The sequence below is a fragment of the Streptomyces sp. NPDC059852 genome (genome assembly GCF_042731455.1).
Taxonomy (GTDB): Bacteria; Actinomycetota; Actinomycetes; order Streptomycetales; family Streptomycetaceae; genus Streptomyces.
The window spans coordinates 37259-63484 of record NZ_JBHWJK010000029.1 but is presented as its reverse complement, the minus strand read 5'-3'; the positions used below and the strand labels follow the sequence as shown (position 1 = coordinate 63484).

Below are 26226 nucleotides of genomic sequence, written 5' to 3'. Positions count from 1 at the left end.
GTGAACGCCGTGCCTATGATGCGGGCGATGAAGAACTTCTCCTCTCGTGGATTGGGGGAATCGTCCGCGCAAGGTGAGTGCTGATGGCACCTCACTTCGCGCCCGCGATTCCGACCCGCCTGTCGATGTGGCAGCGCGTACGCGAGTACGCCGTGCCACCGTCCATGATCGAGACCGCGACCGCCCGGCGTCTCGCCGGCGATTGGGCCGGGGCCTGCGCCGCCGCCCGCGTCGACGTCGATCTCGATCTGCGCGCCGTGCGCACCCGCCACGGCACCGACCTCGCCGCCCGTCTCCGCGCGGACCTGCGCCGGCTCGCGCCGGACCTGCTGCGCTGGCACATGCCCCGGATCGCCCCCGACGGACGGCTCCGCCCCGGCCTCACCCTCTCCCTGGCCCGCTACCCGGGCTCCCTGCACCTCGTGGTCCGTACACCGCCCGCCTGGGCGGACGCCGGACAGCGGATGTCGCTGTCCCTGTGGGACGAGTCCGGCGACGGGCCCGCCTGGGGGCACCATCCGCACCCGCACCCGGACCGGCGGTTCCGGCTCGATCTGCACCGGCATCTGTGGGACGCCGGGCGCAGTGGCGAGCTGGCCCACCGCCGTGGCCGAGGGGACGACCCCGACTCGCCGTGGGCCACACGGAGTTGGGCCGCCGAGGGCGAACTGCTGCTGCGGGCCGAAGGATTCGGCCCTCGGGGGGCGTTCACCGTACGGCTGGGCACGCGCGAGCGGGCCGTACTGGAACTCGTCGCGCCCGACGACGGCCACGCGCCCGGTGTACGGGCTCTCGCGCTGCCCGCGCGGGACGTGGCCGCGCTTCCGGTGCTGCCCGAGGCGGCGGCCCGCGTTCTGCCCGACGGGGAGCTGCTGCGGGCCGGGGCGATCACGTCCGACCGGCTGCATCCGCTGGTCGCCGCCGCGTTGCCGGTGTCCGGTCCCTCGTCCGGCCCGCCGGTCCCCGGGGCCGCCGACCCCTACCGGGTCCAGTGCCGAGGCCGGGTGCACCGGATCGCCCTGCGCGACGGAGTGCTGACCGCCGTCGACCACCACCCGGCCGAAGTGCGCCGGGAGGAACTGCTGGTCGCGCTCGGCGGGCCCGCGCTGCCCTGCCTGCGGGCGATCGACGCCGTGCACCGCAGTCCCGAGCAGTTGCCGGCGGTCCGCGAGCGGCTGCGGCACGGCGACGTCGCCGGGGCACTGGCCGTCGTCGAAGGGCTGCTCGGCCCTGCCGCCGTGCTGCGGGAGGGCCCGCTCCGGGAGGAGCTGGAGACGGCCGCCGCCCGCCGCGTCGAGCACGGACTGTTCCGCTCCGGGCTCGTCCCCGTGCACCCCGCCGCCGGTGGCGGGGTCGACCCGCGCGGGCGCCGCGTCGCCCGGCGTACGCCCCCGCACGCGCGCCCCAAGCGCGGCAAGCGGTCCCGGCCCCGCACCGGCCTGTTCTTCTGACCTCTCCTCTCCCCTCCCCTTCAGCCCACACGGCTGCTCCGAACCCTCTACACACCTGGTGATGCCCATGACCTCCGCTGCCCTCATGCCCGCCGTCGACCCGCAACTCGCCGTCGCCGACGACCTCCTGACACTGCTCCGGACGACCACCACCGAGCCCCGCGCGGACGAGCAGCTCGAAGCGCTCACCCTCGCCGTCGCGGCCGATCTGCCGGTCCTGCTCTGGGGCGAACCGGGCATCGGCAAGACCGCGGCCCTCACCCAGCTCGCCGCGTCCCTCGACCTTCCGCTGACCACCGTGATCGCCAGCGTCCACGAGCCGACCGACTTCTCCGGGCTGCCGATCGTGGGTGACGACCCGGCGGTGCGCGGAGTGCCGATGGCGCCGCCGCAGTGGGCCGTGGAGCTGGTCCGGGCCGGGCGCGGCCTGCTCTTCCTGGACGAGCTGTCCACCGCGACCCCGGCCGTGCAGGCCGCGCTGCTCAGGGTCGTCCTGGAGCGGAGGGTCGGCGCCCTGCAACTGCCGCCCGGGGTACGGATCGTGGCGGCCGCCAACCCGCGCGCGTCGGCGGCGGACGGGTGGGAGCTGAGCCCGCCGCTGGCCAACCGGTTCGTCCACCTGTACTGGGTGCACGACAAGGACGTGGTGGTGCGCGGCCTGGGCGGGGTCTGGCCCCGCGCCGAGCTGCCCCGGCTGGAGCCGGAGCGGCTGGCGGAGGCGGTGATGCTCGCCCGGCGCGCGGTGTGCGGCTTCCTCGAAGCGCGGCCCACGCTGATCCACCGCCTGCCGAGCAGCGAGACGCGGCGCGGCGGGGCCTGGCCCTCGCCCCGGAGCTGGGAGGCCGCGCTGGCCCTGCTGGCCTTCGGCACGGCGGCCGGGGTGTCCCGGGACGTGCTGGCGCTGCTGGTGCGGGGCGCTGTGGGAGACGGTCCGGGTCTGGAACTCCTCGCCCACCTCGACCGGATGGACCTGCCGGACCCGGAACTCCTGCTGGCCGACCCCGGGAACGCCGAACTGCCGGAGCGCGGCGATCTCCGGCAGGCCGCGCTGGAGGCGGTGGTGGCCGCCGTGGGGGCCCGCCCCGAACGGGAGCGCTGGGCGGCGGGCTGGGCGGTGCTGGTCCGCGCCCTGGAGACGGGGGCGCCGGATCTGCTGGTGGCCCCGGCCAAGGCGCTGGCCGCGGTGCGGCGCGACGACTGGGAGGTCCCGGAGGCGGTGGAACGGCTGGCGTCGATCGTCGGCCTGTCCGAGCGGGCGGAACGGTCGGTGGCGGTCGCGCGGGCACCGAAGGTGCGGCGATGACGGGGGGCGCGGGTGCCGCAGGTGCGGCGATGACCGGGAGCAGGGGCGCCACGCGGCCCGTGCCGCGGCCGATGTCCCCGCCTCCGCCGCCGCGCCCCGTGAGGGTCACCGTCCCCACGGCGCCGGCCGGGCCCCGCGCCGCGGACGACTCGCCCGGACTGCCGCTGGACCGGGACAAGCTGATGGCCGCCCGGCTGCACGCGGTGGAGGTCCGGCCCTATCTGGCCGCCGCGCTCTTCGCGCTCCATGTGGTGGAGGACCGCTCGGTGCCGACGATGGCGGTCGACGCGCACTGGCGCTGCTACGTCTCCCCCGGCTTCGTGGCCCGCACGCCGGTGGAGGATCTGGCGGGCGTCTGGGTGCACGAGGTGTCCCATCTGCTGCGGGACCACCATGAGCGCGGTCTGCGTCACGCGCGCGAGCACGAGGCGTACGGGCCGGGCGAGCGGTTGCGCCGGAACATCGCGGCCGACTTCGAGATCAACGACGACATCTACGGCGACGGTCTGCTCCGGCCGGCCGGGGCGGTGCTGCCGTCGCTGCTGGGGCTGCCCGACGGGCTGCTGATGGAGGAGTACCTGCGGACGTCCTCGATGACCGGGCTCGCCTCGGACCTGTCCTGGCTGGACTGCGGCGGCGGCGCCGACGGCGAGGCACGGCCGTGGGAGCTGGGGCCCGAGGGCGCGAACGGGCTGACGCGGCAGCAGCGGGACGCGGTGCGCTTCCGGGTGGCCGAGGGCATCAAGGGCCGGCCGGGCGAGGCTCCGGAGGGCTGGCGGCGATGGGCGGACGCGGCGTTCCATCCGCCGCAGCCGTGGCGGCAGTTGCTGGGCGCGGCTGTCCGGTCGGCGGCCGGGGCGCCGGGGGCGGGTGAGAACCACAGCTACCGGCGTCCGTCCCGCCGCTCGACCGCCGTGCCCGGGGTGGTGCTGCCGAGCCTGCGCCGCACTCCCCCCCGGGTGTGCGTGGTGATCGACACCTCGGGTTCGGTGAGCGACGCCGAGCTGGGCGGCGCGCTGCTGGAGGTGGCGGCGATCGCGCGGGCCGTGGGCGGGCGGCGCGATCTGGTGTCGGTGATCTCCTGCGACGCGGCGGCCGGGATCGCCGTGCCGATCTGCCGTGCCGAGGCCCTGGAGCTGATCGGCGGCGGAGGCACGGATCTGCGGTCCGGTTTCGAGCGGGCGCTGCGCTCGCGGCCCCGCCCGGACGTGATCGTCGCGCTGACCGACGGCCAGACGCCCTGGCCGTCCGCGCAGCCGCCGTGCCGTACGGTCGTCGGGCTGTTCCCGCGGCCGGTCCGCGCCGTGGACGAGGACGACCCGGACTATGTGCCGGACGCCCCGCCGCCCTGGGCGCGGGTCGTCACCATCGGCTGAGTGGGGTGCACGGTACGGCGGAGGGCCGCACCCCCGTTCCGGGAGTGCGGCCCTCTGCTGCCGTGCCGTACCGCTTACTTGCGGAGCAGGCTGCGCAGGACGTACTGCATGATGCCGCCGTTGCGGTAGTAGTCGGCCTCACCGGGGGTGTCGATGCGGACGACCGCGTCGAACTCGACGCCCGTGTCGGTGGTGACCTTGACCGTGCTCGGCGTGGTGCCGTTGTTCAGCTCCTCGACGCCGGTGAAGGAGAAGGTCTCCTCGCCGGTCAGGCCGAGGGACGCGGCGGTGTGGCCCTCGGGGAACTGCAGCGGCAGGACGCCCATGCCGATGAGGTTCGAGCGGTGGATGCGCTCGTACGACTCGGCGATGACGGCCTTGACGCCGAGGAGCGCGGTGCCCTTGGCGGCCCAGTCGCGGGACGAGCCGGAGCCGTACTCCTTGCCGGCCAGGACGACCAGCGGGATGCCCTGCTCGATGTAGTTGCGCGAGGCGTCGTAGATGAACGACACCGGCGCGTCGGGCTGGGTGAAGTCGCGGGTGTAGCCGCCCTCGGTGCCCGGCGCGATCTGGTTGCGCAGGCGGATGTTGGCGAACGTACCGCGGATCATGACCTCGTGGTTGCCGCGGCGGGAGCCGTAGCTGTTGAAGTCGCGGCGCTCGACGCCGTGCTCCGTGAGGTACTTGCCGGCCGGGGTGTCGGCCTTGATGGCGCCGGCCGGGGAGATGTGGTCGGTGGTGACCGAGTCGCCCAGCTTGGCCAGCACGCGGGCACCGGTGATGTCGGTGACCGGGGCGGGCTCCATCTGCATGCCCTCGAAGTAGGGGGGCTTGCGGACGTAGGTGGACTCCGGGTCCCACTCGAAGGTGTCGCCGGTCGGGATCGACAGGGCCTGCCACTGGGCGTCGCCCGCGAAGACGTCCTGGTAGGACTTGGAGAACATGTCCTCGCCGATGGCGTTGGCGACGACGTCGTTGACCTCGGCCTCGGAGGGCCAGATGTCCTTCAGGTAGACCGGGTTGCCGTCCTGGTCGACACCCAGGGCCTCCTTGGTGATGTCCACCTTCATGGAGCCGGCGAGGGCGTACGCGACGACCAGGGGCGGGGACGCCAGGTAGTTCATCTTGACGTCGGGGTTGATCCGGCCCTCGAAGTTGCGGTTGCCTGAGAGGACCGAGGTGACCGCGAGGTCGTGGTCGTTGACCGCCTTGGAGACCTCCTCCGGCAGCGGGCCGGAGTTGCCGATGCAGGTGGTGCAGCCGTAGCCGACCAGGTTGAAGCCGACCTTGTCGAGGTACGGGGTGAGGCCCGCCTTGTCGAAGTAGTCGGTGACGACCTTCGAGCCCGGGGCGAGGGTGGTCTTGACCCACGGCTTGCGGGTCAGGCCCTTCTCCACGGCCTTCTTCGCGACGAGCGCGGCGGCGACCATGACGTACGGGTTGGAGGTGTTGGTGCAGGAGGTGATGGCGGCGACCGTCACGGCACCGTGGTCGAGCTCGTACGTCGAGCCGTCGGGGGCGGTCACGACGACCGGGTTGGACGGGGCGCCGTTCGGGATGGTCGACGGGGCGTCGGAGCCGGGGAAGGACTCCTTGCTGGCCTCGTACTCGTCGCTGACGTAGTTGCGGACGTCCTGCTTGAACTGCTCGGCGGCGTTCGCGAGGACGATGCGGTCCTGCGGGCGCTTCGGGCCGGCGATGGACGGGACGACCGTGGAGAGGTCGAGCTCCAGCTTCTCGGAGAAGTCCGGCTCGGCCTTCGGGTCCAGCCAGAGGCCCTGCTCCTTGGCGTAGGCCTCGACGAGCGCGAGCTGCTGCTCGGAGCGGCCGGTCAGCTTCAGGTAGTTGATGGTCTCGGCGTCGATCGGGAAGATCGCGGCGGTGGAGCCGAACTCCGGCGACATGTTGCCGATGGTGGCGCGGTTGGCCAGGGAGGTGGCGGCGACGCCCTCGCCGTAGAACTCGACGAACTTGCCGACCACACCGTGCTTGCGGAGCATCTCGGTGATGGTGAGCACGAGGTCGGTGGCGGTGGTGCCGGGCTGCAGCTCACCGGTCAGCTTGAAGCCGACGACGCGCGGGATCAGCATGGAGACCGGCTGGCCGAGCATGGCGGCCTCGGCCTCGATGCCGCCGACGCCCCAGCCGAGGACGCCGAGGCCGTTGACCATGGTGGTGTGCGAGTCGGTGCCGACGAGGGTGTCGGGGTACGCCTGGCCGCCTCGGACCATGACCGTACGGGCCAGGTGCTCGATGTTCACCTGGTGGACGATGCCGGTGCCCGGGGGGACGACCTTGAAGTCGTCGAAGGCGGTCTGGCCCCAGCGCAGGAACTGGTAGCGCTCCTTGTTGCGGCCGTACTCCAGGTCGACGTTCTGCTTGAAGGCGTCCGACGTGCCGAACTTGTCCGCGATGACGGAGTGGTCGATGACCATCTCGGCCGGCGAGAGCGGGTTGACCTTGGATGGGTCGCCACCGAGGGCCTTCACGGCCTCACGCATGGTCGCGAGGTCCACGACACAGGGCACGCCGGTGAAGTCCTGCATGATCACGCGGGCCGGCGTGAACTGGATCTCCTGCGACGGCTGGGCCTGGGAGTCCCAGCCGCCCAGGGCGCGGATGTGGTCGGCGGTGATGTTCGCGCCGTCCTCGGTGCGGAGGAGGTTCTCCAGCAGCACCTTCAGGCTGTAAGGGAGGCGCGCGGAGCCCTCGACCTTGTCCAGCCGGAAGATCTCGTACGACTCGTCGCCCACCTGCAGCGTGCTGCGGGCGTCGAAGCTGTTCGCCGACACGACAGTCTCCTTCATTGATGTGCGCGTACCACCACGATCCTGCCGCGACGGCCTACCGGCCGGTCCGCTAAGGTAAGGCTAAGTTAGGCAACCCTTACCGTCAGACCGGTCGCGCCGTACGGCTGCGGTGCACCTCGGCAGATATCTCGATGTCGAGATAACTCTAGTACATGAGGCCGGGATGGTCATGCCCGGGGCGCGGCGAGCCCGCGCGCCCCAGGTCACATGGGTCTGCATTGCATGATCATGCGAGATGATGCATACTCTTCCTATGTCCAAGGTCCTCACCTCCCTGCCCACCGGCGAACGGGTCGGCATCGCCTTCTCCGGCGGTCTCGACACCTCGGTCGCGGTCGCCTGGATGCGCGACAAGGGCGCCGTCCCGTGCACCTACACCGCCGACATCGGCCAGTACGACGAGCCCGACATCGCGTCGGTGCCCGGCCGCGCCAAGACCTACGGCGCCGAGGTCGCGCGCCTGGTCGACTGCCGTGCGGCCCTCGTCGAGGAGGGGCTGGCCGCGCTCACCTGCGGCGCGTTCCACATCCGCTCCGGCGGGCGCGCGTACTTCAACACGACGCCCCTGGGCCGTGCCGTCACCGGCACCCTGCTGGTGCGCGCGATGCTGGAGGACGACGTCCAGATCTGGGGCGACGGCTCGACCTACAAGGGCAACGACATCGAGCGGTTCTACCGCTACGGCCTGCTCGCCAACCCGCATCTGCGCATCTACAAGCCCTGGCTGGACGCGGACTTCGTGACCGAGCTCGGCGGCCGCAAGGAGATGTCGGAGTGGCTGGTCGCCCACGGCCTGCCGTACCGGGACGCGACCGAGAAGGCGTACTCCACCGACGCCAACATCTGGGGCGCCACCCACGAGGCCAAGACCCTGGAGCACCTGGACACCGGCATCGAGACGGTCGAGCCGATCATGGGCGTCCGGTTCTGGGACCCGTCGGTGGACATCGCCCCCGAGGACGTGACGATCGGCTTCGAGCAGGGCCGCCCGGTCACCGTCAACGGCAAGGAGTTCGCCTCCCCCGTCGACCTGGTGATGGAGGCCAACGCCATCGGCGGCCGCCACGGCCTGGGCATGTCCGACCAGATCGAGAACCGGATCATCGAGGCCAAGAGCCGCGGCATCTACGAGGCGCCGGGCATGGCCCTGCTGCACGCCGCCTACGAGCGCCTGGTCAACGCGATCCACAACGAGGACACCCTCGCCCAGTACCACAACGAGGGCCGGCGCCTCGGCCGGCTGATGTACGAGGGCCGCTGGCTGGACCCGCAGGCGCTGATGATCCGCGAGTCGCTCCAGCGCTGGGTCGGCGCCGCGATCACCGGCGAGGTGACGCTGCGGCTGCGGCGCGGCGAGGACTACTCGATCCTCGACACCACGGGCCCGGCGTTCTCCTACCACCCGGACAAGCTCTCCATGGAGCGCACCGAGGACTCGGCCTTCGGCCCCGTCGACCGCATCGGCCAGCTGACCATGCGCAACCTCGACATCGCCGACTCGCGCGCCAAGCTGGAGCAGTACGCGGGCCTCGGGCTGATCGGCACCGGCAGCCCCACCATCGGCGCCTCCCAGGCCGCCGCGACCGGCCTCATCGGCACCATGCCGGAGCTGCCCCAGGGCGGCGCCGAGGCCATCGCGTCGCGCGGCGAGGTGTCCGAGGAGGACGCGCTGCTGGACCGCGCGGCGATGGAGTCCGGCACGGACTGACGGCTTCACCGGAGGACGGACCTCGAAGGGGCCCGGTACGGCGCACGGCGCGTCGCACCGGGCCCCTTCGCGTGCGCGCCTTCTCCGCACTCGACATGCCTCAGCGCGCGGAGTCGGGGTAAGCGGATGAGCACCTGACCGACTGGAGACCGACTGGAAAGGGAGGCACGCATGCCCCTCACGTTCCGCAAGAGCTTCCGGATCCTCCCCGGCGTGACGCTCAACATCAACCGCCGCTCCTGGTCCATCACCACGGGTGGCAAGAACGGCCCGCGCCACACCCACAGCAGCACCGGACGTCGTACGACATCGATGGATTTGCCCGGGCCTTTCGGATGGCGGCGCACCCGTACCAGCAGGGGGCGTTGACAACCCGTCACCCGAATGGACCCCCCTGAGGGGCGCCATCTCATATGTGAGATAGCCTCAGCCTCATGGCAGACGACTACCTCGTACGTATCGGCAGGCTCATCCGTGACGCCCGGCAACACCGTGGCTGGACACAGACGCAGCTCGCCGAGGCGCTCGGCACCTCTCAGAGCGCCGTCAATCGCATCGAGCGCGGCAACCAGAACATCAGCCTTGAGATGATCGCCCGTATCGGCGAGGCCCTGGACAGCGAGATCGTGTCCCTGGGATACGCCGGTCCGATGCATCTCCGGGTCGTCGGCGGACGTCGGCTGTCGGGTTCCATCGACGTCAAGACGAGCAAGAACGCCTGTGTGGCGCTGCTGTGCGCCTCTCTGCTCAACAAGGGGCGCACAGTACTGCGCCGGGTCGCCCGGATCGAGGAGGTCTACCGCCTCCTCGAGGTCCTCAACTCCATCGGCGTCCGCACCCGTTGGATCAACGGCGGCGTCGACCTGGAGCTCGTGCCGCCCGCCGAGCTGGACATGGGCGCGATCGACGCCGAGGCCGCCGTGCGCACCCGGTCGATCATCATGTTCCTCGGCCCGCTGCTGCACCGCATGAACCACTTCAAGCTGCCCTACGCGGGCGGTTGCGACCTCGGTACGCGCACCATCGAGCCGCACATGATCGCGCTGCGCCGCTTCGGTCTGGACGTGGCGGCGACCGAGGGCCAGTACCACGCCGTGGTCGACCGGTCCGTACGGCCCGACCGGCCGATCGTGCTGACCGAGCGCGGAGACACCGTGACGGAGAACGCGCTGCTGGCCGCCGCGCGGCACGACGGCGTCACCGTCATCCGCAACGCCTCCTCCAACTACATGGTCCAGGACCTGTGTTTCTTCCTGGAGGCGCTCGGCGTCCGCGTGGAGGGCATCGGCACCACGACGCTGACCGTGCACGGCGTCCCGACGATCGACGTCGACGTCGACTACTCCCCCTCGGAGGACCCGGTCGAGGCGATGAGCCTGCTGGCCGCAGCCGTCGTCACCGAGTCCGAACTGACGGTGCGCCGGGTGCCGATCGAGTTCCTGGAGATCGAGCTGGCGGTCCTGGAGGAGATGGGCCTCGACCACGACCGCACCCCCGAGTACTTCGCCGACAACGGCCGTACCCGGCTGGTCGACCTGACGGTCCGTCCCTCCAAGCTGGAGGCGCCGATCGACAAGATCCACCCGATGCCGTTCCCCGGCCTGAACATCGACAACGTGCCGTTCTTCGCGGCCATCGCGGCGGCCGCGTCCGGCAAGACCCTCATCCACGACTGGGTCTACGACAACCGCGCCATCTACCTGACCGACCTCAACCGCCTCGGCGGCCGCCTCCAGCTCCTGGACCCGCACCGCGTCCTGGTGGAGGGCCCGACCCGCTGGCGCGCCGCCGAGATGATGTGCCCGCCGGCCCTGCGCCCCGCCGTGGTCGTCCTGCTGGCGATGATGGCGGCGGACGGCACGTCCGTGCTGCGGAACGTGTATGTCATCAACCGCGGTTACGAGGACCTGGCGGAGCGGCTGAACTCGATCGGGGCGCAGATCGAGATCTTCCGGGACATCTGAGCCCTCAGAACACCGGTGCCGTCAGATCTCAGAACACCGGTGCCGTCAGATCGAGGAAGCGGAGCAGGAAGAACACGGCGATGATCAGGGATCCGGCCACGACCAGCCCCAGCCAGAAGTAGGGGTGCTCCCAGACACCGCCGTCCGGACGTTCTTCGTGCGCCTCGGCAGTCGAGCCCTCCGCGGGAGGCGTCTCGGTCGGCCTGCTGAGTGGTTCGGTCACGTCGCTCATCGCTTCCTCTCGTGGGCGGGCGCCATGCGGGCGCCCGCCCGTCGCCGGCACCCTCGGGACGCCGCGTGACAGGCAGCGGGTGCCGCATCCGTCCGGAGTCCGGGAGGGCGGCGGCCGCCTCGCGTTCGCGTGCCGCCTGCTGCGGGTGCCGGCGCTGCCAGTACGGGTTGTCGTGGGACAGCTTGCTGGACAAGAGCGCGCCGACCGTCATGGTGAGGGCGGGCCGTTCGCCCTTGAGCTTCACAACCCTGTTTCGGCCGATATGTCGGCTTTGGATGCGGCGAGGGTCCTGCGGACCGGCGGATCTGTCCCTCGGCGGACGGCTCTCCTCGTCCCCGTACGCACGGCGGGGAAAGTGGTCGCGCCGGCGCATCCGGAGCACCCCCCGGCAGCGAAGCCCCTGTGAGACCCAGCAGACATAGGGCCCATGAAGGGATGATCCGCATGACCTCCCGGACCACCATCGCCGTCGCCGCTTCGGCCGGGGCCTGCGCTCTGGCCCTCGGTGTGACCGCACCCGCCGCCATGGCCGCTCCCCGACAGGCGCAGGACACCGGCATGGTGTCCGTCTTCCACGGCATTCCCGGCATGACGGTCGACGTCTACGCCAACGGCGACAAGCTGCTCGGCGACTTCAAGCCCGGCACGGTGACCGATCCACAGTCCCTGAAGGCGGGGACCTACGACATCAAGATCTTCGAAGCCGGTCAGAGCCCCGACGGCACCCCCGCCCTGGAGAAGCAGGTGAAGGTGTCCGAAGGCGGCAACGCCACGGTCGCAGCGCACCTCTCCTCCGACGGCACGCCGCAGTTGACGGCGTTCGCCAACGACGTCTCGAAGGTGGACGCGGGCAAGGCGCGCCTGACCGTTCGCCATGTCGCGGCCGCGCCCGCCGTCGACGTACGGGCCGGAGGACAGCCCGTCTTCACCGACCTGACCAACCCGAACCAGGACACCGCGGCCGTCGACGCGGGCACCGTGAACGCCGACGTCGTCCTCGCCGGCACGGACACCGTCGCCATCGGCCCGGCCGACCTCGACCTCAAGGAGGGCACGAGCAACGTCGTCTACGCCTGGGGCAGCGCCAAGGACAAGAACCTGGCCCTGGCGACCCAGACCTTCAGCGGTATGGAGACGATGCCCAACGGGGCGAGTGCCGGCGTCAGCGGTGCCGCCGTCACGCCGAACTCCTCCGACCAGTGGCTCGCCTGGGCCGCAGCCGCCGGAGCGATCACACTGACGGGCGTCATGGTGGCCCGCCGGGTGGCCGGCCGGCGTGGCTGACGCCCCGCGACGGCTGACCGCGCTGACGATGTCGGCTGCCGCTCTGACAGCCGTCCTCGCCGTATCGGGTACGCCGTCGGAGCAGGCGGCCGCGCCGCCCGACTTCGGGTCCGCACCCACGGGCCAGCGGGCGGTGACGGCCCCGGCGCCCCGCGGCACCGAGTCACCACCCGGCACCGCCGCGGCCGCGCCGCCCGAGCGCGTCCGGATTCGCGATGCGAGCCTCGACGCCCGCGTACGGCCGGTCGGTGTGACCGAGCGCGGAGACATGGCCGTCCCGGACGACCCCTCCGTGGCCGGGTGGTACCGCTTCGGCCCGGCGCCCGGCAGCCCCGAGGGGTCGGCCGTGCTCGTCGGGCACGTGGACGGCGAGACGGGCGCCCTCGGCGAGTTCGCCGCACTCTACGACGTACGGCGCGGCGATCGCGTCGAGGTCCGCCGGGCGAAGGCCGCGCCGGTCGTCTACCGCGTCGTCTCGCGCACCACCGTGCCCAAGGACGAGTTGCCGCCCTCGGCGTTCCGCCGAACCGGCGATCCCGTCCTCACCCTGATCACGTGTGCACCGCCGTTCGAGCCCGAGCGCGGAGGCTACCTGGCCAACCTCGTCGTCACGGCGGAGCCGGTGCGCGAGTGACGGCGTCGCCTCATGTGCGAAGGGCTCGTGTTGCGGCACGTCGTGTCGTGTCCAGGCTGTCGCCGTGAACTGAACCCGATGATCCGCGTGGTGGCCGCCGCGCGCGGTGCCCAGACCTCGGACCTGCCAGCGGCGCCGCCCGAGCGGGTGTGGGGGCACATCACGCGGGAGGTCCTGCACGAGTCCGACGGATTCCCGGCCCCCAGGTGGCACCCGGGCCGCCCGTCTCCCGTTCGGAGGGCATCCGTGCGACGAAGCGCCCGGTCGGCGCCGGAGCTCGCGACGGCTTCCTCGTGCTCGTCCTGGCCACCGGCGTCCCGCTCGTCTGGTGGTTGCGGGCAGGGCAGGCCGAGGGCCCGCCCTGCGGCGCCGGTCCGCCTACCACGCGTAACAGCCCCCATGCGCTCTGTACGGGGTCCGGCTCGTGCCTGAGCCCGTTCACGTCCGCCCTGGAGCGGGCCGTTCACTGGATCAGGTCGGTGTGCGGGTGCTCGGGGGAGGCCGGGCAGACGTAGAGCTGCATGTTGTCGGCGCTGCCCACCTCCACCCTCGTGGGCTGCGCGGGGGACAGACCGGCGATGTGGGCGCCTGCATGGGCGGCGGCCCGGTCCTCGTACGGGGCCCAGCCGCGCGTACTGCCGTCCCACTCGAAGGAGGCGATGGTCAGCAGCGGGACCATCCGCGCTTCGCAGACGGCACAGGACCGGGGGTACGGGTCGGTGCGGCCCCACGGCGGCCAGCCGCCGGCCTTCCAGCCGGGGGCGTCGGCCAGGTCGCTGTCGTAGAACTCCACCGGACACTCCTCGTAGGAGTCGTCCAGGTCCGCGCCGGCGGCCTGCCATCTGCTCCAGTCCCCCACCGCCTCCCTCAGCTCCGGGCTCAGATCGAGGCTGTCGGGATACTCGGTGATCGCCTCCGGTGCCAGCAGGCACGGCTCCGGCACGTAGCCCGGGTAGTTGGCCTCGTACGGTTCCGGTGGCGCGTCGAGGACGTCGACGACCGAGGCTGCGGACCGCCAGAACAGCGCGGTCGCGGGCTTCCAGTTCGGCTCGTGGTCATAGGGACACCAGAGGATTTGGAGCAGATCGGCCCCTGCGGGCGGCCGCAGCAGGGGCACGTCGCGCAGATACAGCTGGCCCAGGGGCAGCAGGGGGACCGGGCACTCCTCGGGCGCTGGCGGGCCGGCTTCCAGCCGCTCCGCGAGCCGCGCAGCCTTCCGCTCCAGGGCCGCCACCTCCTCGGGCGTGAACGAGGGACCGTAGGGGTCGTCATACCGCTGGGCCCGCCGGTACCTGTCGAGCCGTATCTCTGCCGGTGACTCGCGGAATCCGCTGTCACCGTGCAGGTGCGCGTCCTCGCAGTGCGGCCAGGGTTCCCCGGCCGGCCACAGCAACGGGCCCCCGACCGAGCTGTCCCGGACCGAAGGCGACCCCGGGCGGGGATGTAGCCGGACGGCGGGACGGGCCAGCGGAGCCAGTTCTGGAAAGACCGCGGTCACGTCGACAGGCCGGGGCGGAGTAGTCCGTTCGAACGCCATGCCGGTGATCCTGCCACCCACCACTGACAGCCCCCGCCCCTTCGCGTCTCCCGCCTCCACCGGCTCCACATCGAGGTCAGCGACGCCCTCCGCCTCCCTGCCGGGCGGAGCCCGACCCGCTCCCCACCGGCGGACGGAGCCTGCCCCTCGTCACCGCGCTCGCCGGCGGCAAGACCGTCCGGGCGGCCCTGTTCGACATCACGGGTCTACAGCTGGACGGGCAGCGCCGGGAACACCACCACCGAGCCGTCCCGCTCGCGGGCAATCTCGATCTCCAGGTCTGTCGGGCGGCCGTCGAGTGCGACGCCGTCGCCCAGGCTGCGGATCTGGTACGCCGCGCGCAGGAGCCGGTCGACCTCACCGGTCGTGAAAACGGGGCGCTTGCCGCTCGGGCGTGCCAGTTCCAGGGACGACAGGCGCAACAGGAGGCCGGCGATGCCGGTTTCCAGCTCGTTGAGACGCTGCTCGTCGTCCTTGAGGGCGCGAGTGAAGTTCTCGAACAGGTTGTCGGGCTCGCTCTGGGCTCGTTCAACTGCTTGGAGAACGTTGACGCGTCGCTTCAACGCAACGGCAAGTGAGGCGAGTTGCAGGTGCGTGCGGAAGATGCCGCCGGGCTCGTCCACGCCGGGGAACGACTCGCTCAGGGTGCCGATCTCGACGGATCCGCCGTCGGGCAGTTTGCCGAGCGCGGCGCGCCAACGGGTCAGACGGATGTCGGCCTTGCTGAGCGCCGTGTCGATGGTGTGCACCGCTGAGTCGAGTCCCAGTGAGACGCCGAGCCTGCCCTGGTCGAGCAGGATGGCCGTGGCCTTGTCGATGGCGGCACGGCAGCCGTTCAGCGCACTGTGCTCGTCGTCGAGCCTATCGGCCTGGATCTGCTCCAGCAGGTTGGTGATACGTTCGATGGCCTGCTGCTGTTTGCGGTCGGCGTGCGCGCTCACCCCGACGGCCACCGCCATCAGCACGAGCGGCGCGGCTACGGTGAGCAGCGTTCCACCGGCCGCCGCGGCACCGGCGGTCGCACCCGCACCGCCGACCGTGCCCGCCGCTGCCGCTCCGCTGACCGGCACGAGGATCGGTTTGGCGGCGATCTGGCCCGTCGTCGAGTGCACGAGAGCGCCGTAGAACCCGCTCCCCGTCGACGCCTTGGGCACCATCCAGCGAACCAGCCCCTGCCCGAACTCCTCGGCGACCTTGGCCGGGACCACCACGCGGCACAGGAACTCGCCGGAAGCCGTCGCCTTGGAGGCCACGGAGGAGGCCTTCGCCGACTCGGTGATGAGCTGCGACAGGTGCTGCGCCAACGGGCTGGCGGCGTCGAGCGGGATGCCCTGGCTGCGGTCGAGCCTGTCCGGCAGCGGGTGCGCCTCGAGCGTCGCGATTGGTTGCTCGGCCAACGCGGCCAGCGCGCCCCGGAGTTCGGCCAGCCGCTCGGCTGTCATCGGCCCGCCTCCGATCACCGCGGGCACCTGGACATCACGTGTCGCCAGCGTCCAGACCGGAATATGTGTTTTCTTGCGATAGTCGATCATCGTCCCCCCTCAATCAATCCACGCCAGCCCACGGCTGACGTCCAACAGAACGGTAGATCCTCGCGCTCTCACACCGCAGCATGCGCAGGCCACTCACGACACATCGGGCCGTGAGGGATTCGGGTACTCACTCCGCCCGCCGGCGATGGCGCCGGCTGTCGCGTCACCCTCTGCATCCACGCGTCCAGCCTCTCCAGGTGCCGCGGCATCCGGCTCCACTGTCGGCCCACGACCAGCCGCTCCCGCGCGCGGGTGATCATCACGTAGCAGGCCGTGCGCAGGGTCGCCGCCGTCAGGTCGGTGGCCGAGTCGGACGCCTCTGCGTGGCGCCTGATTTTGACTACAGGATCGGCAGCGGCAGTTCCGCCGACTCGCTCAGTTGGGCCCAGACCGTCTTGCCGCGGCGGGCGTGGCGGGTGCCCCACTGTTCGGCGAGTTGGGCGACCAGGAGCAGGCCGCGGCCCCCCTCGTCGAACACGCGGGCGCGGCGCAGGTGCGGGGTGGTGCTGCTGGCGTCGGAGACCTCGAGCAGCAGGGCGCGGTCGTGGATGAGGCGCAGGCTGATCGGGGGGCGGCCGTAGCGGATGGCGTTGGTGACCAGTTCGCTGACGACCAGTTCGGCGATGAAGTCGATGTCGCCCAGTCCCCAGGCGGCGAGTTGGCGTGAGACCTCTCCGCGTACGCGTCCGACCTCCGCGGGGTCGGGTTCGAGGTCCCAGGTGGCGACGCGGTCGGCGCCGAGGGCGCGCGTGCGGGCGAGGAGCAGGGCGATGTCGTCGTCCGGCTTGGTGGAGGGCAGCAGGGCCTCCAGGACGGTGTCGCAGGCCGCGTCCAGGCTGGGCGCGGGCCGGGCGAGGACCTCCCGCAGAGCGGTGAGCCCGCCCTCGATGTCGTGGGCGCGGGCCTCGATCAGGCCGTCGGTGTAGAGGGCGATGAGGCTGCCCTCCGGCAGGTCGATCTCGGCCGTCTCGAACGGCAGGCCGCCGAGGCCCAGCGGCGGGCCGGGCGGCAGGTCGAGCAGTTCCGCCCGGCCGTCGCGGACCACCACGGCTGGGGGCACATGGCCGGCCCGGGCCAGGGTGCAGCGGCGGGAGACCGGGTCGTAGACCGCGTACAGGCAGGTGGCGCCGATGTCGCCGTCGTTGGAGCCGTCGCCGGGGCCGTCCTGGTCGCCGGACTCCTCGGCGGACAGGCGCAGCACGACGTCGTCCAGATGCGTGAGAAGTTCGTCGGGCGGCAGGTCGATGTCGGCCAGGGTGCGCACGGCGGTCCGCAGCCGGCCCATGGTGGCGGCGGCGCGGATGCCGTGGCCGACCACGTCCCCGACGACCAGGGCCACCCGCGCGCCGGACAGCGGGATGACGTCGTACCAGTCGCCGCCGACCCCGGCGTCCGAGCCGGCCGGCAGATAGCGGTAGGCGACGTCCACGGCCGACTGCAGGGGCGCGTTGCGCGGGAGGAGGCTGCGCTGGAGCGTGAGGGCGGTGGCGCGGGCGTTGGTGTAGCGGCGGGCGTTGTCGACGGCGACGGCGGCCCGGGCGGCGATCTCCTCGGCGAGGAGGAGGTCCTCGTCGTCGTAGCGGGCGGGGGTGCCGCAGCGGTGGAACTCGGCGAGACCCAGCGTGGTGCCCCGGGCGCGCAGCGGCACCACCATCGTGGAGTGGATGCTCCGCGGGTCCTCGGACCGGTCGTGCTGCTGCCGGGAGGGCCGCCCCGTGACGAGGGCGCGCTCGGTGGCGGAGCCGTCGTGACAGCGGTGGACCTCCTGCGGCCGGACGGCCGGATCCGGGCCCTCGGCGTCGGAGGGCCCTTGGGCCATCCGGCGGAGCACGAAGGGCGTCTCCACGACGGCGTCCTCGCCGCGCAGCAGCGGGTCGAGGAGGTCCACGGTGACGAAGTCGGCGAAGCGTTCGGCGGCGAGGTCGGCCAGTTCCTGCGCGGTGCGGTCGATGTCGAGGGTGGTCCCGATGCGCATGCTCGCCTCGTTCACCATCCTCGCCCGCCAGCGCAGCCTGCGGTCGCGCTCCTCCTGGAACGCCTCCACACCCTGCTCGGAGACGCGGTCCACATAGGTGGTCGACACGACGATCAGTCCCCGGGCCGCCGCGCTGACCTGCTGGGCGTCGCCGCTGAGCCGGGGCAGCTCCTCCAGGAGACGGTCGTTGACGATGCCCTGGGCCAGGCGGAACGCGCGCAGGACGGCGCTCAGCGGGGTGCCGTGGCGGGCCAGTCCCAGCGAGCGGGCGGTGTCGGCGGCCGGCAGCTCGATGCGGCTCGGTGCGATCTCACGTTCGAGGCCGGAGAGGGCGGCGGAGATGTGGTCGATGACGTTCTGGGAGACGACGCGGGCGACGGCGGGCGCGTCGTACAGGGCGGGAAGTTCGCGTCGCAGGCACTGTTCCACCTCGGCGGAGAGCTCGCCGACGCGCCGCCTGAGCTCCTGTGCCGCTCGCGCGAGAAGTTGGCCGGCCGAGGAATCCACACTGACGACGGTACGCCGCTCGGGCCGCCGCCTCAGACCGGGGGGTGGCGCGCGGGTGGTCCGGTCGCCGGTCCGGGCGCCGCCCGATCGGCCGTACGGGGGCGTCGAGGGGAAGCCTGGGCCTCCCGGGGAGGGCTGGGCGCTCCGGGAGGGCTGGGCACCCCGGGGAGGGCTAGGCACCCCGGGGAGGGCTGGGCACTCCGGGGAGGGCTGGGCTCTCCCACGTCCTCGTGCCTCGCGGCCCGCGCCGCGCCCCCGGGTCGGCGGGGCGCTGCGCGGTGGGGCGGGCGTGGTGTGCGGTGAGCCGGGCGGGCGGGGCGGTGAGCCGGGCGGGCGGGGCGGGTGCCGTCGGGCTCCGCGAGCGCCGCGCCCGGCCGTCCGGGGCTCAGGCCTTCACGAGGGTCGCGTTCTTCTTCAGCTTCGCGTGGAAGTACGGCAGGGGCAGCCCGCCCAGCAGGTCCACGGGCCGCAGCTCCACGAGGGTGGCCTCGACGTCCGCCTTGCCGGCCTTGAGCGTGGTCGGGGTGGGGGTGCCCTCGTTCACCCAGCGGTGCTTCTCACCGTCGCACTCGGCGAGCGTGCCGCCGATGGCGTGGCGGGTGTCGGACTTCCGCCGGGCGACGGAGGCGCTGACGAAGACGGGGCCCTCGGCGTCGGCGCAGCGGTAGGTGCCGGAGACCGTGACGGTGCCGTCGGAGGCCAGGCGGATCTTCTTGTCGACGGTCACGGACTCCTTCACCCCGGTGGTGGAGTCGGTGTCGGCGGCGGGGGCCGAGGGCGCGGCGGCCAGCAGGAGCAGGACGGCGCCGGCGGTGGCGGCGAGCGCGGGGCGCAGGGGCATGGGATGACCTCCCGGTGGGCGGAGTGGGGCGCTCCACTCGTACCCGGCGGGCGGGTCCCGGGCCGTGATCGTCACCCCTTCGGTGGCGAGTCCGCCTCGACCGTCGCGGGGCGGTCAGGGAGTTGTCCGCGGGGTGTCACGGTTCGCGACGGGCCGTTCCGGCGGGGGCGCGACGGGAGCATGGTCGAACCACACGGACGGCCCCCACGGCTCGTCCGGTCCCTGTGGAGGTGCGCCATGTGTTCTCACCGGTCCTCGTGCCCGTCCCCCCAGGCCCTCACCGCACATATGGTCGCGGCACACGTGCCGGCCGCACATGTGGTCGCGGCACACCCCGAGCAGGGCTGGAGCCTGCTGTGCGACGGCTCGATCGTGTTCGACGACAGCGGTGCCCTGCTGGCCGACGGCAGTGTGGTGGCGCCCCACCGGGTACCGGCCGCCCGCCTCGCACAGGCGGCGTGATCCGGCGCTCCCGTGTGCTCCGGGGCTATGACCGTTGCGGCAGCCACGGCGGCCACGGCGGCTGCAACCGCTACGGCAGGACCGCGAAGCCGTCCAGTTCCACCAGCGCCCGTTCGTCCCAGAGACGGACGACCTGGACCACCGCCATCGCCGGGTAGTCGCGTCCGGCCAGGCGCCGCCAGATACGGCCCAGTTCGGGGGCCTGCTCCCGGTAGGACGCCACGTCGGTGGCGTAGACGGTGACGCGGGCGAGGTCGGCCGGGGTGCCGCCGGACGCCGCGAGTGCCGTCAGGAGATTGGTGAGCGCCCGCTCGAACTGCTCCGGCAGGGTCTCGCCGGTCACCTTGCCGTCGGCGTCGAGCGCGGTCTGGCCGGCCAGGAACACCACCCGTGAGCCGGTGGCGACGACCGCGTGCGAGAAGCCCGTGGGCGGCGAGAGGTCGGGCGGGTTGACGCGCTCGGTGGTCACTGGGCGGCCTCCCTGCCGGCGTAGAGCTCCTTGGCGATGATGCCGCGCTGCACCTCGCTGGCGCCCTCGTAGACGCGTGGGGCGCGCACCTCACGGTAGAGGTGTTCGAGCAGGTGGCCGCGGCGCAGGGCGCGGGCGCCGTGCAGCTGGACGGCCTGGTCGACGACGTACTGCGCGGTCTCGGTGGCGAGGAGTTTCGCCATCGCCGCCCGCTTCGGGACGTCCTCGGCGCCCTCGTCGTACGCCGTGGCGGCCGCGTACACCATGAGGCGGGCCGCCTCGGTGCGCAGGGCCATCTCGGCCACCTGGTGGGCGACGGTCTGGAGGTCCTTCAACTTGCCGCCGAAGGCGTCCCGTTCGGCGGTGTGGGCGAGCGTCGCGTCGAGGGCGGCGCGGGCCATGCCGACGGCGAAGGCGCCGACGCTGGGCCGGAACAGGTTGAGGGTGCCCATGGCGACCCGGAAGCCGCGGTCGACCTCGCCGAGCACGTCGTCGGCGGTGACGGGCACGGCGTCGAAGGTGAGGGCGCCGATGGGGTGCGGGGACAGCATGTCGAGGCTGGTCCCGCCGAGGCCGGGGCGGTCGGCGGGGACCAGGAACGCGGTGACGCCGCGGGCGCCGGCGCCGGGCGTGGTGCGGGCGAAGACGGTGTAGAAGTCGGCCTCGGGGGCGTTGGAGATCCAGCACTTCTCGCCGGTGAGCCGCCAGCGGGCGGTGCCGTCGGGTTCGGCGGCCGGTGCGGGATCGGCCGGGGGCGGGTCCGTCACCGGCCCTTCCTCCGCCCGTAGTTCCAGGGCCGCGGCGTCCGAGCCGGCCGCGGGCTCGCTCAGGGCGAAGGCGGCGATCGCGGTGCCCTCGGCCACCCGGGGCAGCCAGCGGTCCCGCTGGGCCGGGGTGCCGTGGGCGTACACCGGGTGGGCGCCCAGGCCCTGGAGGGCGAGCGCGGTCTCGGCCTCGGTGCAGGCGTGGGCGAGGGACTCGCGCATCAGGCACAGGTCGACGGCGCCGGAGGTGAACAGCCGCTCCAGCAGCCCGAGCTGTCCGAGTTCGGCGACGAGCGCGCGGTTGACGTGCCCGGGTTCGCCCTTCTCCGCGAGGGGGCGCAGCCGTTCGGCGGCCAGGGCGCGCAGTTCGGCGCACCGGGCGGTCTGTGGTGGATCGAGCGAGAATGCGGGCATTGCCGACCTCCTGCGGGCCGCCCCTGCGGACCGTTCTCGACGGGCCCGGCGAACCCTCTCGATGGACCCCTCGACGATATCGCGCCCCATTGACTGCCGTCACCAAGACGATACGCTCCTGGTGCGAGCCCACATGAAGCCCACGAGGCAAGGGGGCGAAACCGCCATGGCCGGTCTGCACCGCTCCGCGCACGTCGACACCTTCGCCAGGGACCATCTGCCCCCGCCCGACCAGTGGCCGGAGCTCGTCTTCGACCTGCCGGAGCTGCACTACCCCGACCGGCTCAACGCCGCCGCGGAGCTGCTGGCGGGGCCCGACGACGACCGGCCCGTGTTCCACACCCCGGCCGGTGACACATGGACGTACGCCACACTGCGCGACCGTGTCGACCGGCTGGCCCATGTGCTCACCGATGACCTCGGCGTGGTCCCCGGCAACCGGGTCCTGCTGCGCGGCCCCACCACGCCCTGGCTCGCGGCGTGCTGGCTGGCCGTGCTCAAGGCGGGCGCGGTGGCCGTCACGGTCCTGGCCCAGCAGCGGCCGCACGAGCTGCGGACCATGTGCGAGATCGCCGAGGTACGGCACGCGCTGTGCGACGTCCGGGCCGTCGACGACCTCGCCAAGGCCGAGGTGCCGGGGCTGCGCATCACGACGTACGGCGGTGACGGGCCCGACGACCTGCTGCGCCGGCCCGCGCCCGGCACACCGTTCCGCGCCGCCGACACCGCCGCGGACGACGTGGCGCTCATCGCCTTCACCTCCGGGACCACCGGACGCCCCAAGGGCTGTCTGCACTTCCACCGGGATGTGCTCGCGATCGCCGACACCTTCTCCGCACATGTGCTCCGGCCCCATGAGGACGACGTCTTCGCGGGCAGTCCCCCGCTCGGGTTCACGTTCGGGCTGGGCGGGCTCGTGGTCTTCCCGCTGCGGGCGGGTGCCAGCGCCCTGCTGCTGGAACAGGCGGGACCCAAGCAGTTGTTGCCGGCGATCGCCGAGCACCGGGTGTCCGTGCTGTTCACCGCGCCGACCGCGTACCGGGCGATGCTGGACGCGCTCGACGGGCACGACGTCTCCTCGCTGCGCCGCTGTGTCTCGGCGGGCGAGAACCTGCCCGCCGCCACCTGGCGGGCCTGGCACGAGCGGACCGGGCTGCGTGTCATCAACGGCATCGGCGCCACCGAGCTGCTGCACATCTTCATCTCGGCGGCCGACGAGCGGATCAGGCCCGGGACGACCGGGGTCGCGGTGCCCGGCTGGCAGGCGCGGGTCGTCGACGCCGAGGGCCGTGAGGTGCCGGACGGGGAGCCGGGGCTGCTGGCCGTGCGCGGGCCGGTGGGGTGCCGCTATCTCGGCGACCCCCGTCAGCGCGACTATGTGCGCCACGGCTGGAACATCACGGGCGACACGTATGTCCGCGACACCGACGGCTCCTTCCGGTACGTCGCCCGCGCCGACGACATGATCATCTCGGCCGGGTACAACATCGCCGGACCGGAGGTCGAGGAGGCCCTGCTGCGGCACCCGGACGTGCTGGAGACGGCCGTCGTGGGGCGCGCCGACGAGGCACGCGGCCAGGTCGTCGTGGCGTACGCCGTGCTCAGGGAGGGGGCGCGCCGGGACGCGGAGGCGCTGCGCGCGTTCGTCAAGGCCGAGCTGGCGCCGTACAAGTGCCCTCGGGAGATCGTCTTCCTGGACGCGCTGCCGCGCACCGCGACCGGCAAGCTCCAGCGGTTCCGGTTGCGCGGGGCCGGTGACCCGCCCGGCGACCGGCGGTGATCCGCACGACCTAAGATGATCAACGTGTCCGACCAGCATGCACCACGGTCTCTGATCGTCACGCTCTACGGCGCCTACGGCCGCCATATGCCCGGCCCCGTACCGGTGGCCGAGCTGATCAGACTGCTGGCGGCGGTGGGCGTCGACGCGCCCTCCGTCCGCTCGTCGGTGTCGCGGCTGAAGCGGCGCGGCCTGCTGCTGCCGGCCCGGACGGACCGGGGCGCGGCGGGCTACGAACTCTCACCCGAGGCACGCCAGTTGCTCGACGACGGCGACCGCCGTATCTACGCCACCGCGCCACCCGAGGACGAGGGCTGGGTGCTCGCCGTGTTCTCGGTGCCGGAGTCGGAGCGGCAGAGACGGCATGTGCTGCGCTCCCGGCTGTCCGGCCTCGGCTTCGGGACGGCGGCGCCGGGCGTGTGGATCGCGCCCGCCCGGCTGCACGAGGAGGCCCGGCACAGCCTGGAGCGGCTGCGGCTCGACGCGTACGTGGACTTCTTCCGCGGGGAGCATCTCGGTTTCACGCCGACCGCCGAGGCCGTCGCCCGCTGGTGGGACCTGGCCGCGATCGCCGAGGAGCACGAGGCGTTCCTCGACCGGCACGCGCGTGTGCTGCACGCCTGGGAGCGGCGGGCGGACACCGATCCGCAGGAGGCGTACCGCGACTATCTGCTCGCGCTGGACTCCTGGCGGCACCTGCCGTACACCGATCCGGGGCTGCCCGCGCGGCTGCTGCCGCCGGACTGGCCGGGCGCGCGGTCGGCCGCCGTCTTCCGCGGGCTGCACGAGCGACTGCGGGACGCGGGGGCCGTGTTCGCCGGTCTGTGAACCTCCCGGGGATCAGCCGCCGAGCGTGAGGCGGGGTTTCGGGGCGTCGGTGCGGCCGGTCTGCGGGCGGCGGCTGCCCGCCCGGTAGGGGGCCGGCCAGACGGCGCCCGGACCGGCGTACCCCTGCTCGGCGGCCGCGTGCAAAGTCCAGTGCGGGTCGTAGAGGTGGGGCCGGGCGAGGGCGCACAGGTCGGTGCGGCCCGCGAGGATCAGCGAGTTGACGTCGTCCCAGGAGGAGATGGCGCCGACGGCGATCACCGGGCGGCCGGTGGCGTGCCGGATCCGGTCGGCGTACGGCGTCTGGTAGGACCGCCCGTACTCGGGGCGTTCGTCGGCGACGACCTGCCCGGTGGAGACGTCGATGGCGTCGGCGCCGTGCTCGGCGAAGGCGCGGGCGATGTCCACGGCGTCGTCGGCGCCGGTGCCGCCCTCGGCCCAGTCGGTGGCGGAGATCCGGACGGTCATGGGCCGTTCCTCGGGCCAGACGGCGCGTACGGCGTCGAAGACCTCCAGCGGGAAGCGGAGCCGCCGCTCCAGGGAGCCGCCGTAGGCGTCGGTGCGCCGGTTGGTGAGCGGGGAGAGGAAGCCGGAGAGCAGATAGCCGTGCGCGCAGTGCAGTTCGAGGAGGTCGAAGCCGGCGCGGGCGGCCCGCCAGGCGGCGGCCGTGAACTGCTCGCGGATGTCGGTGAGCTGGGAGCGGGTGAGTTCGCGCGGGGTCTGGGAGTCCGGCCGGTACGGGATCGGGGAGGCGGCGACGAGCGGCCAGTTGCCCTCTTCCAGCGGCTCGTCCATGCCCTCCCACATCAGCTTGGTGGAGCCCTTGCGGCCGCTGTGGCCGAGCTGTACGCCGATGGCGGTGCCGGGGGCCTGGGTGTGCACGAACCGGACGACGCGTTTCCACGCCTCGGCCTGCCGGCCGGTGTAGAGGCCCGCGCAGCCGGGGGTGATGCGGCCCTCGGGGCTGACGCACACCATCTCGGTCATCACCAGGCCGGCGCCGCCGAGGGCACGGGCGCCGAGGTGGACGAGGTGGAAGTCGCCGGGGACGCCGTCGGTGGCGGAGTACATGTCCATCGGGGACACCACGACGCGGTTGCGCAGGGTCAGTCCGCGCAGCCGGAACGGGGTGAACATGGGGGGTGTGCCGGGCGGGCAGCCGAAGTCGCGTTCCACGGCCCCGGTGAAGGAGGCGTCGCGCAGCCGCAGGTTGTCGTGGGTGACGCGGCGGCTGCGGGTGAGCAGGTTGAACGCGAACTGGCGGGGCGGCTGGTCGAGATAGAGGCCGATGTTCTCGAACCATTCGAGGCTGGCGCGGGCGGCGCGCTGCGTGGACGCGACGACGGGTTTGCGTTCGGCCTCGTAGGCGGCGAGTGCGGCGGGGACGTCGGGCTGTTCGGTCAGGCAGGCGGCGAGCGCGAGGGCGTCCTCGACGGCGAGTTTGGTGCCGGAGCCGATGGAGAAGTGGGCGGTGTGGGCGGCGTCCCCGAGGAGGACGACGTTGCCGTGCGACCAGTGCTCGTTGACGACGGTGCGGAAGCTGGTCCAGGCCGACTTGTTGGACCTCAGGGGGCGCCCGCCGAGGGCGTCGGCGAAGGTCTTGGCGCAGCGCGCGAGGGACTCCTGCTCGTCGAGTTCGTCGAACCCGGCGGCCCGCCAGACCTCTTCGCGCATCTCGACGATGACGGTGGAGGCGCCGCCTTGGTTCTGCGGCCCGGAGCGCGTCGGCGAGGGGTGGTGGTCGGGTGACGGGCGGGAGTACGGGTAGCCGTGCAGTTGCATCACGCCGTGCTCGGTCTCGGCGATCTCGAAGCGGAAGGCGTCGAAGGCGAAGTCGGCGGCGAGCCAGATGTAGCGGCAGCGGTGCGTGACCACATGGGGGCGGAACACATGGCTGTAGGTGTCGCGGGTGGTGCTGTGCACACCGTCGGCGGCGACGACGAGGTCGTGGGTGGCGGCCAGCCGGTCCACGTCCGGCGCCTCGGAGCGGAACCGGAGATCGACGCCGAGGTCGTGGCACCGGTCGTGCAGGATCTGCAGGAGGCGTTTCCGGCCGAGGGCGGCGAAGCCGTGGCCGCCGGAGGTCTGGCGGGTGCCGGCGTGCACGATGTCGATGTCGTCCCAGCGGACGAAGTGCCGCTGGAGCGCGGCGTACACGACGGGGTCGGCGTGCTCGATGCCGCCGAGGGTCTCGTCGGAGAGGACCACGCCGAAGCCGAAGGTGTCGTCGGGGGCGTTGCGCTCCCAGACGGTCACCTGGCGGGCGGGGTCGAGGCGCTTGAGGAGCGCTGCCGCGTAGAGGCCGCCGGGGCCGCCGCCGACGACGGCGACGCGCAGGGGGCTGTTCTGGGCGGTCAT

20 protein-coding genes are annotated in these 26226 nt (G+C 72.7%); 11 read left to right on the top strand and 9 right to left on the bottom strand.

Annotation, left to right across the window (positions count from 1 at the left end):
• The first annotated feature begins 83 nt into the window (after nt 1-83).
• From ACFV46_RS28675 to ACFV46_RS28665, 3 genes are all read left to right on the top strand, one after another.
• Nucleotides 84-1451, top strand: a complete 1368-nt coding sequence (locus tag ACFV46_RS28675; RefSeq protein WP_385500396.1) for a hypothetical protein — start codon at nt 84-86, stop codon at nt 1449-1451.
• A 67-nt stretch (nt 1452-1518) separates the two neighbouring features.
• Nucleotides 1519-2754, top strand: coding sequence for an AAA family ATPase (locus tag ACFV46_RS28670; RefSeq protein WP_385500395.1), 1236 nt, complete (start codon nt 1519-1521; stop codon nt 2752-2754).
• A gap of 182 nt (nt 2755-2936) precedes the next feature.
• Nucleotides 2937-4130, top strand: coding sequence for a VWA-like domain-containing protein (locus ACFV46_RS28665; RefSeq protein ID WP_385500400.1), 1194 nt, complete (start codon nt 2937-2939; stop codon nt 4128-4130).
• 74 nt (nt 4131-4204) lie between these two features.
• On the opposite strand, the gene acnA is transcribed toward ACFV46_RS28665, so the two are convergent.
• Nucleotides 4205-6922, bottom strand: a complete 2718-nt coding sequence (gene acnA, locus ACFV46_RS28660; protein ID WP_376728987.1) for an aconitate hydratase AcnA — start codon at nt 6920-6922, stop codon at nt 4205-4207.
• A gap of 271 nt (nt 6923-7193) precedes the next feature.
• Between acnA and argG the strand changes: the two genes are divergently transcribed.
• The 3 genes from argG (at nt 7194) to ACFV46_RS28645 (ending at nt 10612) form a co-directional block, all read left to right on the top strand.
• Complete coding sequence (gene argG / locus ACFV46_RS28655; protein WP_361927695.1) at nt 7194-8648, top strand: argininosuccinate synthase; 1455 nt, start codon at nt 7194-7196, stop codon at nt 8646-8648.
• 171 nt (nt 8649-8819) lie between these two features.
• On the top strand, nt 8820-9017 hold the full coding sequence (locus tag ACFV46_RS28650) for a DUF4236 domain-containing protein (protein ID WP_361927692.1): 198 nt from the start codon (nt 8820-8822) through the stop codon (nt 9015-9017).
• A gap of 65 nt (nt 9018-9082) precedes the next feature.
• Nucleotides 9083-10612 (top strand): UDP-N-acetylglucosamine 1-carboxyvinyltransferase, encoded by a 1530-nt coding sequence (locus ACFV46_RS28645; protein ID WP_361927689.1) that lies wholly within the window; start codon nt 9083-9085, stop codon nt 10610-10612.
• Nucleotides 10613-10640: 28 nt separating this feature from the next.
• On the opposite strand, the gene ACFV46_RS28640 is transcribed toward ACFV46_RS28645, so the two are convergent.
• Nucleotides 10641-10844, bottom strand: a complete 204-nt coding sequence (locus ACFV46_RS28640) for a DUF6480 family protein (RefSeq protein ID WP_385500392.1) — start codon at nt 10842-10844, stop codon at nt 10641-10643.
• A 444-nt stretch (nt 10845-11288) separates the two neighbouring features.
• Between ACFV46_RS28640 and ACFV46_RS28635 the strand changes: the two genes are divergently transcribed.
• Together ACFV46_RS28635 and ACFV46_RS28630 are read left to right on the top strand one after the other, a co-directional pair.
• Complete coding sequence (locus ACFV46_RS28635; protein ID WP_385500391.1) at nt 11289-12128, top strand: DUF4397 domain-containing protein; 840 nt, start codon at nt 11289-11291, stop codon at nt 12126-12128.
• On the top strand, nt 12121-12762 hold the full coding sequence (locus ACFV46_RS28630) for a class F sortase (protein WP_385500390.1): 642 nt from the start codon (nt 12121-12123) through the stop codon (nt 12760-12762). The genes ACFV46_RS28635 and ACFV46_RS28630 overlap by 8 nt, the downstream gene beginning before the upstream one ends.
• A 463-nt stretch (nt 12763-13225) precedes the next feature.
• Here the strand turns inward: ACFV46_RS28630 and ACFV46_RS28625 are convergent, their stop codons facing one another.
• The 4 genes from ACFV46_RS28625 to ACFV46_RS28610 form a co-directional block, all read right to left on the bottom strand.
• Nucleotides 13226-14155, bottom strand: a complete 930-nt coding sequence (locus ACFV46_RS28625) for a hypothetical protein (protein WP_385500388.1) — start codon at nt 14153-14155, stop codon at nt 13226-13228.
• Nucleotides 14156-14505: 350 nt separating this feature from the next.
• Nucleotides 14506-15831 (bottom strand): hypothetical protein, encoded by a 1326-nt coding sequence (locus tag ACFV46_RS28620; RefSeq protein ID WP_385500387.1) that lies wholly within the window; start codon nt 15829-15831, stop codon nt 14506-14508.
• Between the two features lie 340 nt (nt 15832-16171).
• The gene (locus tag ACFV46_RS28615) at nt 16172-18313 is read right to left on the bottom strand and encodes a SpoIIE family protein phosphatase (protein WP_385500386.1); all 2142 of its coding nucleotides are present in this window, start codon (nt 18311-18313) and stop codon (nt 16172-16174) included.
• A gap of 385 nt (nt 18314-18698) precedes the next feature.
• A complete protein-coding gene (locus tag ACFV46_RS28610; protein WP_361927672.1) occupies nt 18699-19154 on the bottom strand; it encodes a DUF6299 family protein in 456 nt (151 codons plus the stop codon).
• A 237-nt stretch (nt 19155-19391) separates the two neighbouring features.
• Here ACFV46_RS28610 and ACFV46_RS28605 point away from each other — a divergent pair, with 237 nt between their 5' ends.
• A complete protein-coding gene (locus ACFV46_RS28605; protein WP_385500384.1) occupies nt 19392-19616 on the top strand; it encodes a DUF5999 family protein in 225 nt (74 codons plus the stop codon).
• A 70-nt stretch (nt 19617-19686) separates the two neighbouring features.
• Here the strand turns inward: ACFV46_RS28605 and ACFV46_RS28600 are convergent, their stop codons facing one another.
• Both ACFV46_RS28600 and ACFV46_RS28595 read right to left on the bottom strand, forming a co-directional pair.
• Nucleotides 19687-20085, bottom strand: coding sequence for a RidA family protein (locus ACFV46_RS28600; RefSeq protein WP_361927667.1), 399 nt, complete (start codon nt 20083-20085; stop codon nt 19687-19689).
• Complete coding sequence (locus tag ACFV46_RS28595; RefSeq protein WP_385500382.1) at nt 20082-21263, bottom strand: acyl-CoA dehydrogenase family protein; 1182 nt, start codon at nt 21261-21263, stop codon at nt 20082-20084. The genes ACFV46_RS28600 and ACFV46_RS28595 overlap by 4 nt, the downstream gene beginning before the upstream one ends.
• Before the next feature lie 133 nt (nt 21264-21396).
• On the opposite strand from ACFV46_RS28595, the gene ACFV46_RS28590 reads away from it, so the two are divergent.
• A complete protein-coding gene (locus tag ACFV46_RS28590; RefSeq protein WP_385500381.1) occupies nt 21397-23043 on the top strand; it encodes an AMP-binding protein in 1647 nt (548 codons plus the stop codon).
• A gap of 15 nt (nt 23044-23058) precedes the next feature.
• Nucleotides 23059-23871 (top strand): PaaX family transcriptional regulator C-terminal domain-containing protein, encoded by an 813-nt coding sequence (locus tag ACFV46_RS28585; RefSeq protein WP_361927660.1) that lies wholly within the window; start codon nt 23059-23061, stop codon nt 23869-23871.
• A gap of 12 nt (nt 23872-23883) precedes the next feature.
• Here the strand turns inward: ACFV46_RS28585 and ACFV46_RS28580 are convergent, their stop codons facing one another.
• Nucleotides 23884-26226 (bottom strand): bifunctional salicylyl-CoA 5-hydroxylase/oxidoreductase, encoded by a 2343-nt coding sequence (locus tag ACFV46_RS28580; protein WP_385500379.1) that lies wholly within the window; start codon nt 26224-26226, stop codon nt 23884-23886.

Excerpts from the sequence above, each read along its gene's own strand:
- ACFV46_RS28650 (WP_361927692.1), top strand. The coding sequence starts at position 8,820 with ATGCCCCTCACGTTCCGCAAGAGCTTCCGGATCCTCCCCGGCGTGACG.
- ACFV46_RS28605 (WP_385500384.1), top strand. The coding sequence starts at position 19,392 with ATGTGTTCTCACCGGTCCTCGTGCCCGTCCCCCCAGGCCCTCACCGCA.
- ACFV46_RS28675 (WP_385500396.1), top strand. The coding sequence starts at position 84 with ATGGCACCTCACTTCGCGCCCGCGATTCCGACCCGCCTGTCGATGTGG.
- ACFV46_RS28580 (WP_385500379.1), bottom strand. The coding sequence starts at position 26,226 with ATGACCGCCCAGAACAGCCCCCTGCGCGTCGCCGTCGTCGGCGGCGGC.
- ACFV46_RS28665 (WP_385500400.1), top strand. The coding sequence starts at position 2,937 with ATGGCCGCCCGGCTGCACGCGGTGGAGGTCCGGCCCTATCTGGCCGCC.
- ACFV46_RS28610 (WP_361927672.1), bottom strand. The coding sequence starts at position 19,154 with ATGCCCCTGCGCCCCGCGCTCGCCGCCACCGCCGGCGCCGTCCTGCTC.
- ACFV46_RS28645 (WP_361927689.1), top strand. The coding sequence starts at position 9,083 with ATGGCAGACGACTACCTCGTACGTATCGGCAGGCTCATCCGTGACGCC.
- ACFV46_RS28595 (WP_385500382.1), bottom strand. The coding sequence starts at position 21,263 with ATGCCCGCATTCTCGCTCGATCCACCACAGACCGCCCGGTGCGCCGAA.
- argG (WP_361927695.1), top strand. The coding sequence starts at position 7,194 with ATGTCCAAGGTCCTCACCTCCCTGCCCACCGGCGAACGGGTCGGCATC.
- ACFV46_RS28590 (WP_385500381.1), top strand. The coding sequence starts at position 21,397 with ATGAAGCCCACGAGGCAAGGGGGCGAAACCGCCATGGCCGGTCTGCAC.
- ACFV46_RS28635 (WP_385500391.1), top strand. The coding sequence starts at position 11,289 with ATGACCTCCCGGACCACCATCGCCGTCGCCGCTTCGGCCGGGGCCTGC.
- ACFV46_RS28585 (WP_361927660.1), top strand. The coding sequence starts at position 23,059 with ATGATCAACGTGTCCGACCAGCATGCACCACGGTCTCTGATCGTCACG.
- ACFV46_RS28620 (WP_385500387.1), bottom strand. The coding sequence starts at position 15,831 with ATGATCGACTATCGCAAGAAAACACATATTCCGGTCTGGACGCTGGCG.
- ACFV46_RS28670 (WP_385500395.1), top strand. The coding sequence starts at position 1,519 with ATGACCTCCGCTGCCCTCATGCCCGCCGTCGACCCGCAACTCGCCGTC.
- ACFV46_RS28640 (WP_385500392.1), bottom strand. The coding sequence starts at position 10,844 with ATGAGCGACGTGACCGAACCACTCAGCAGGCCGACCGAGACGCCTCCC.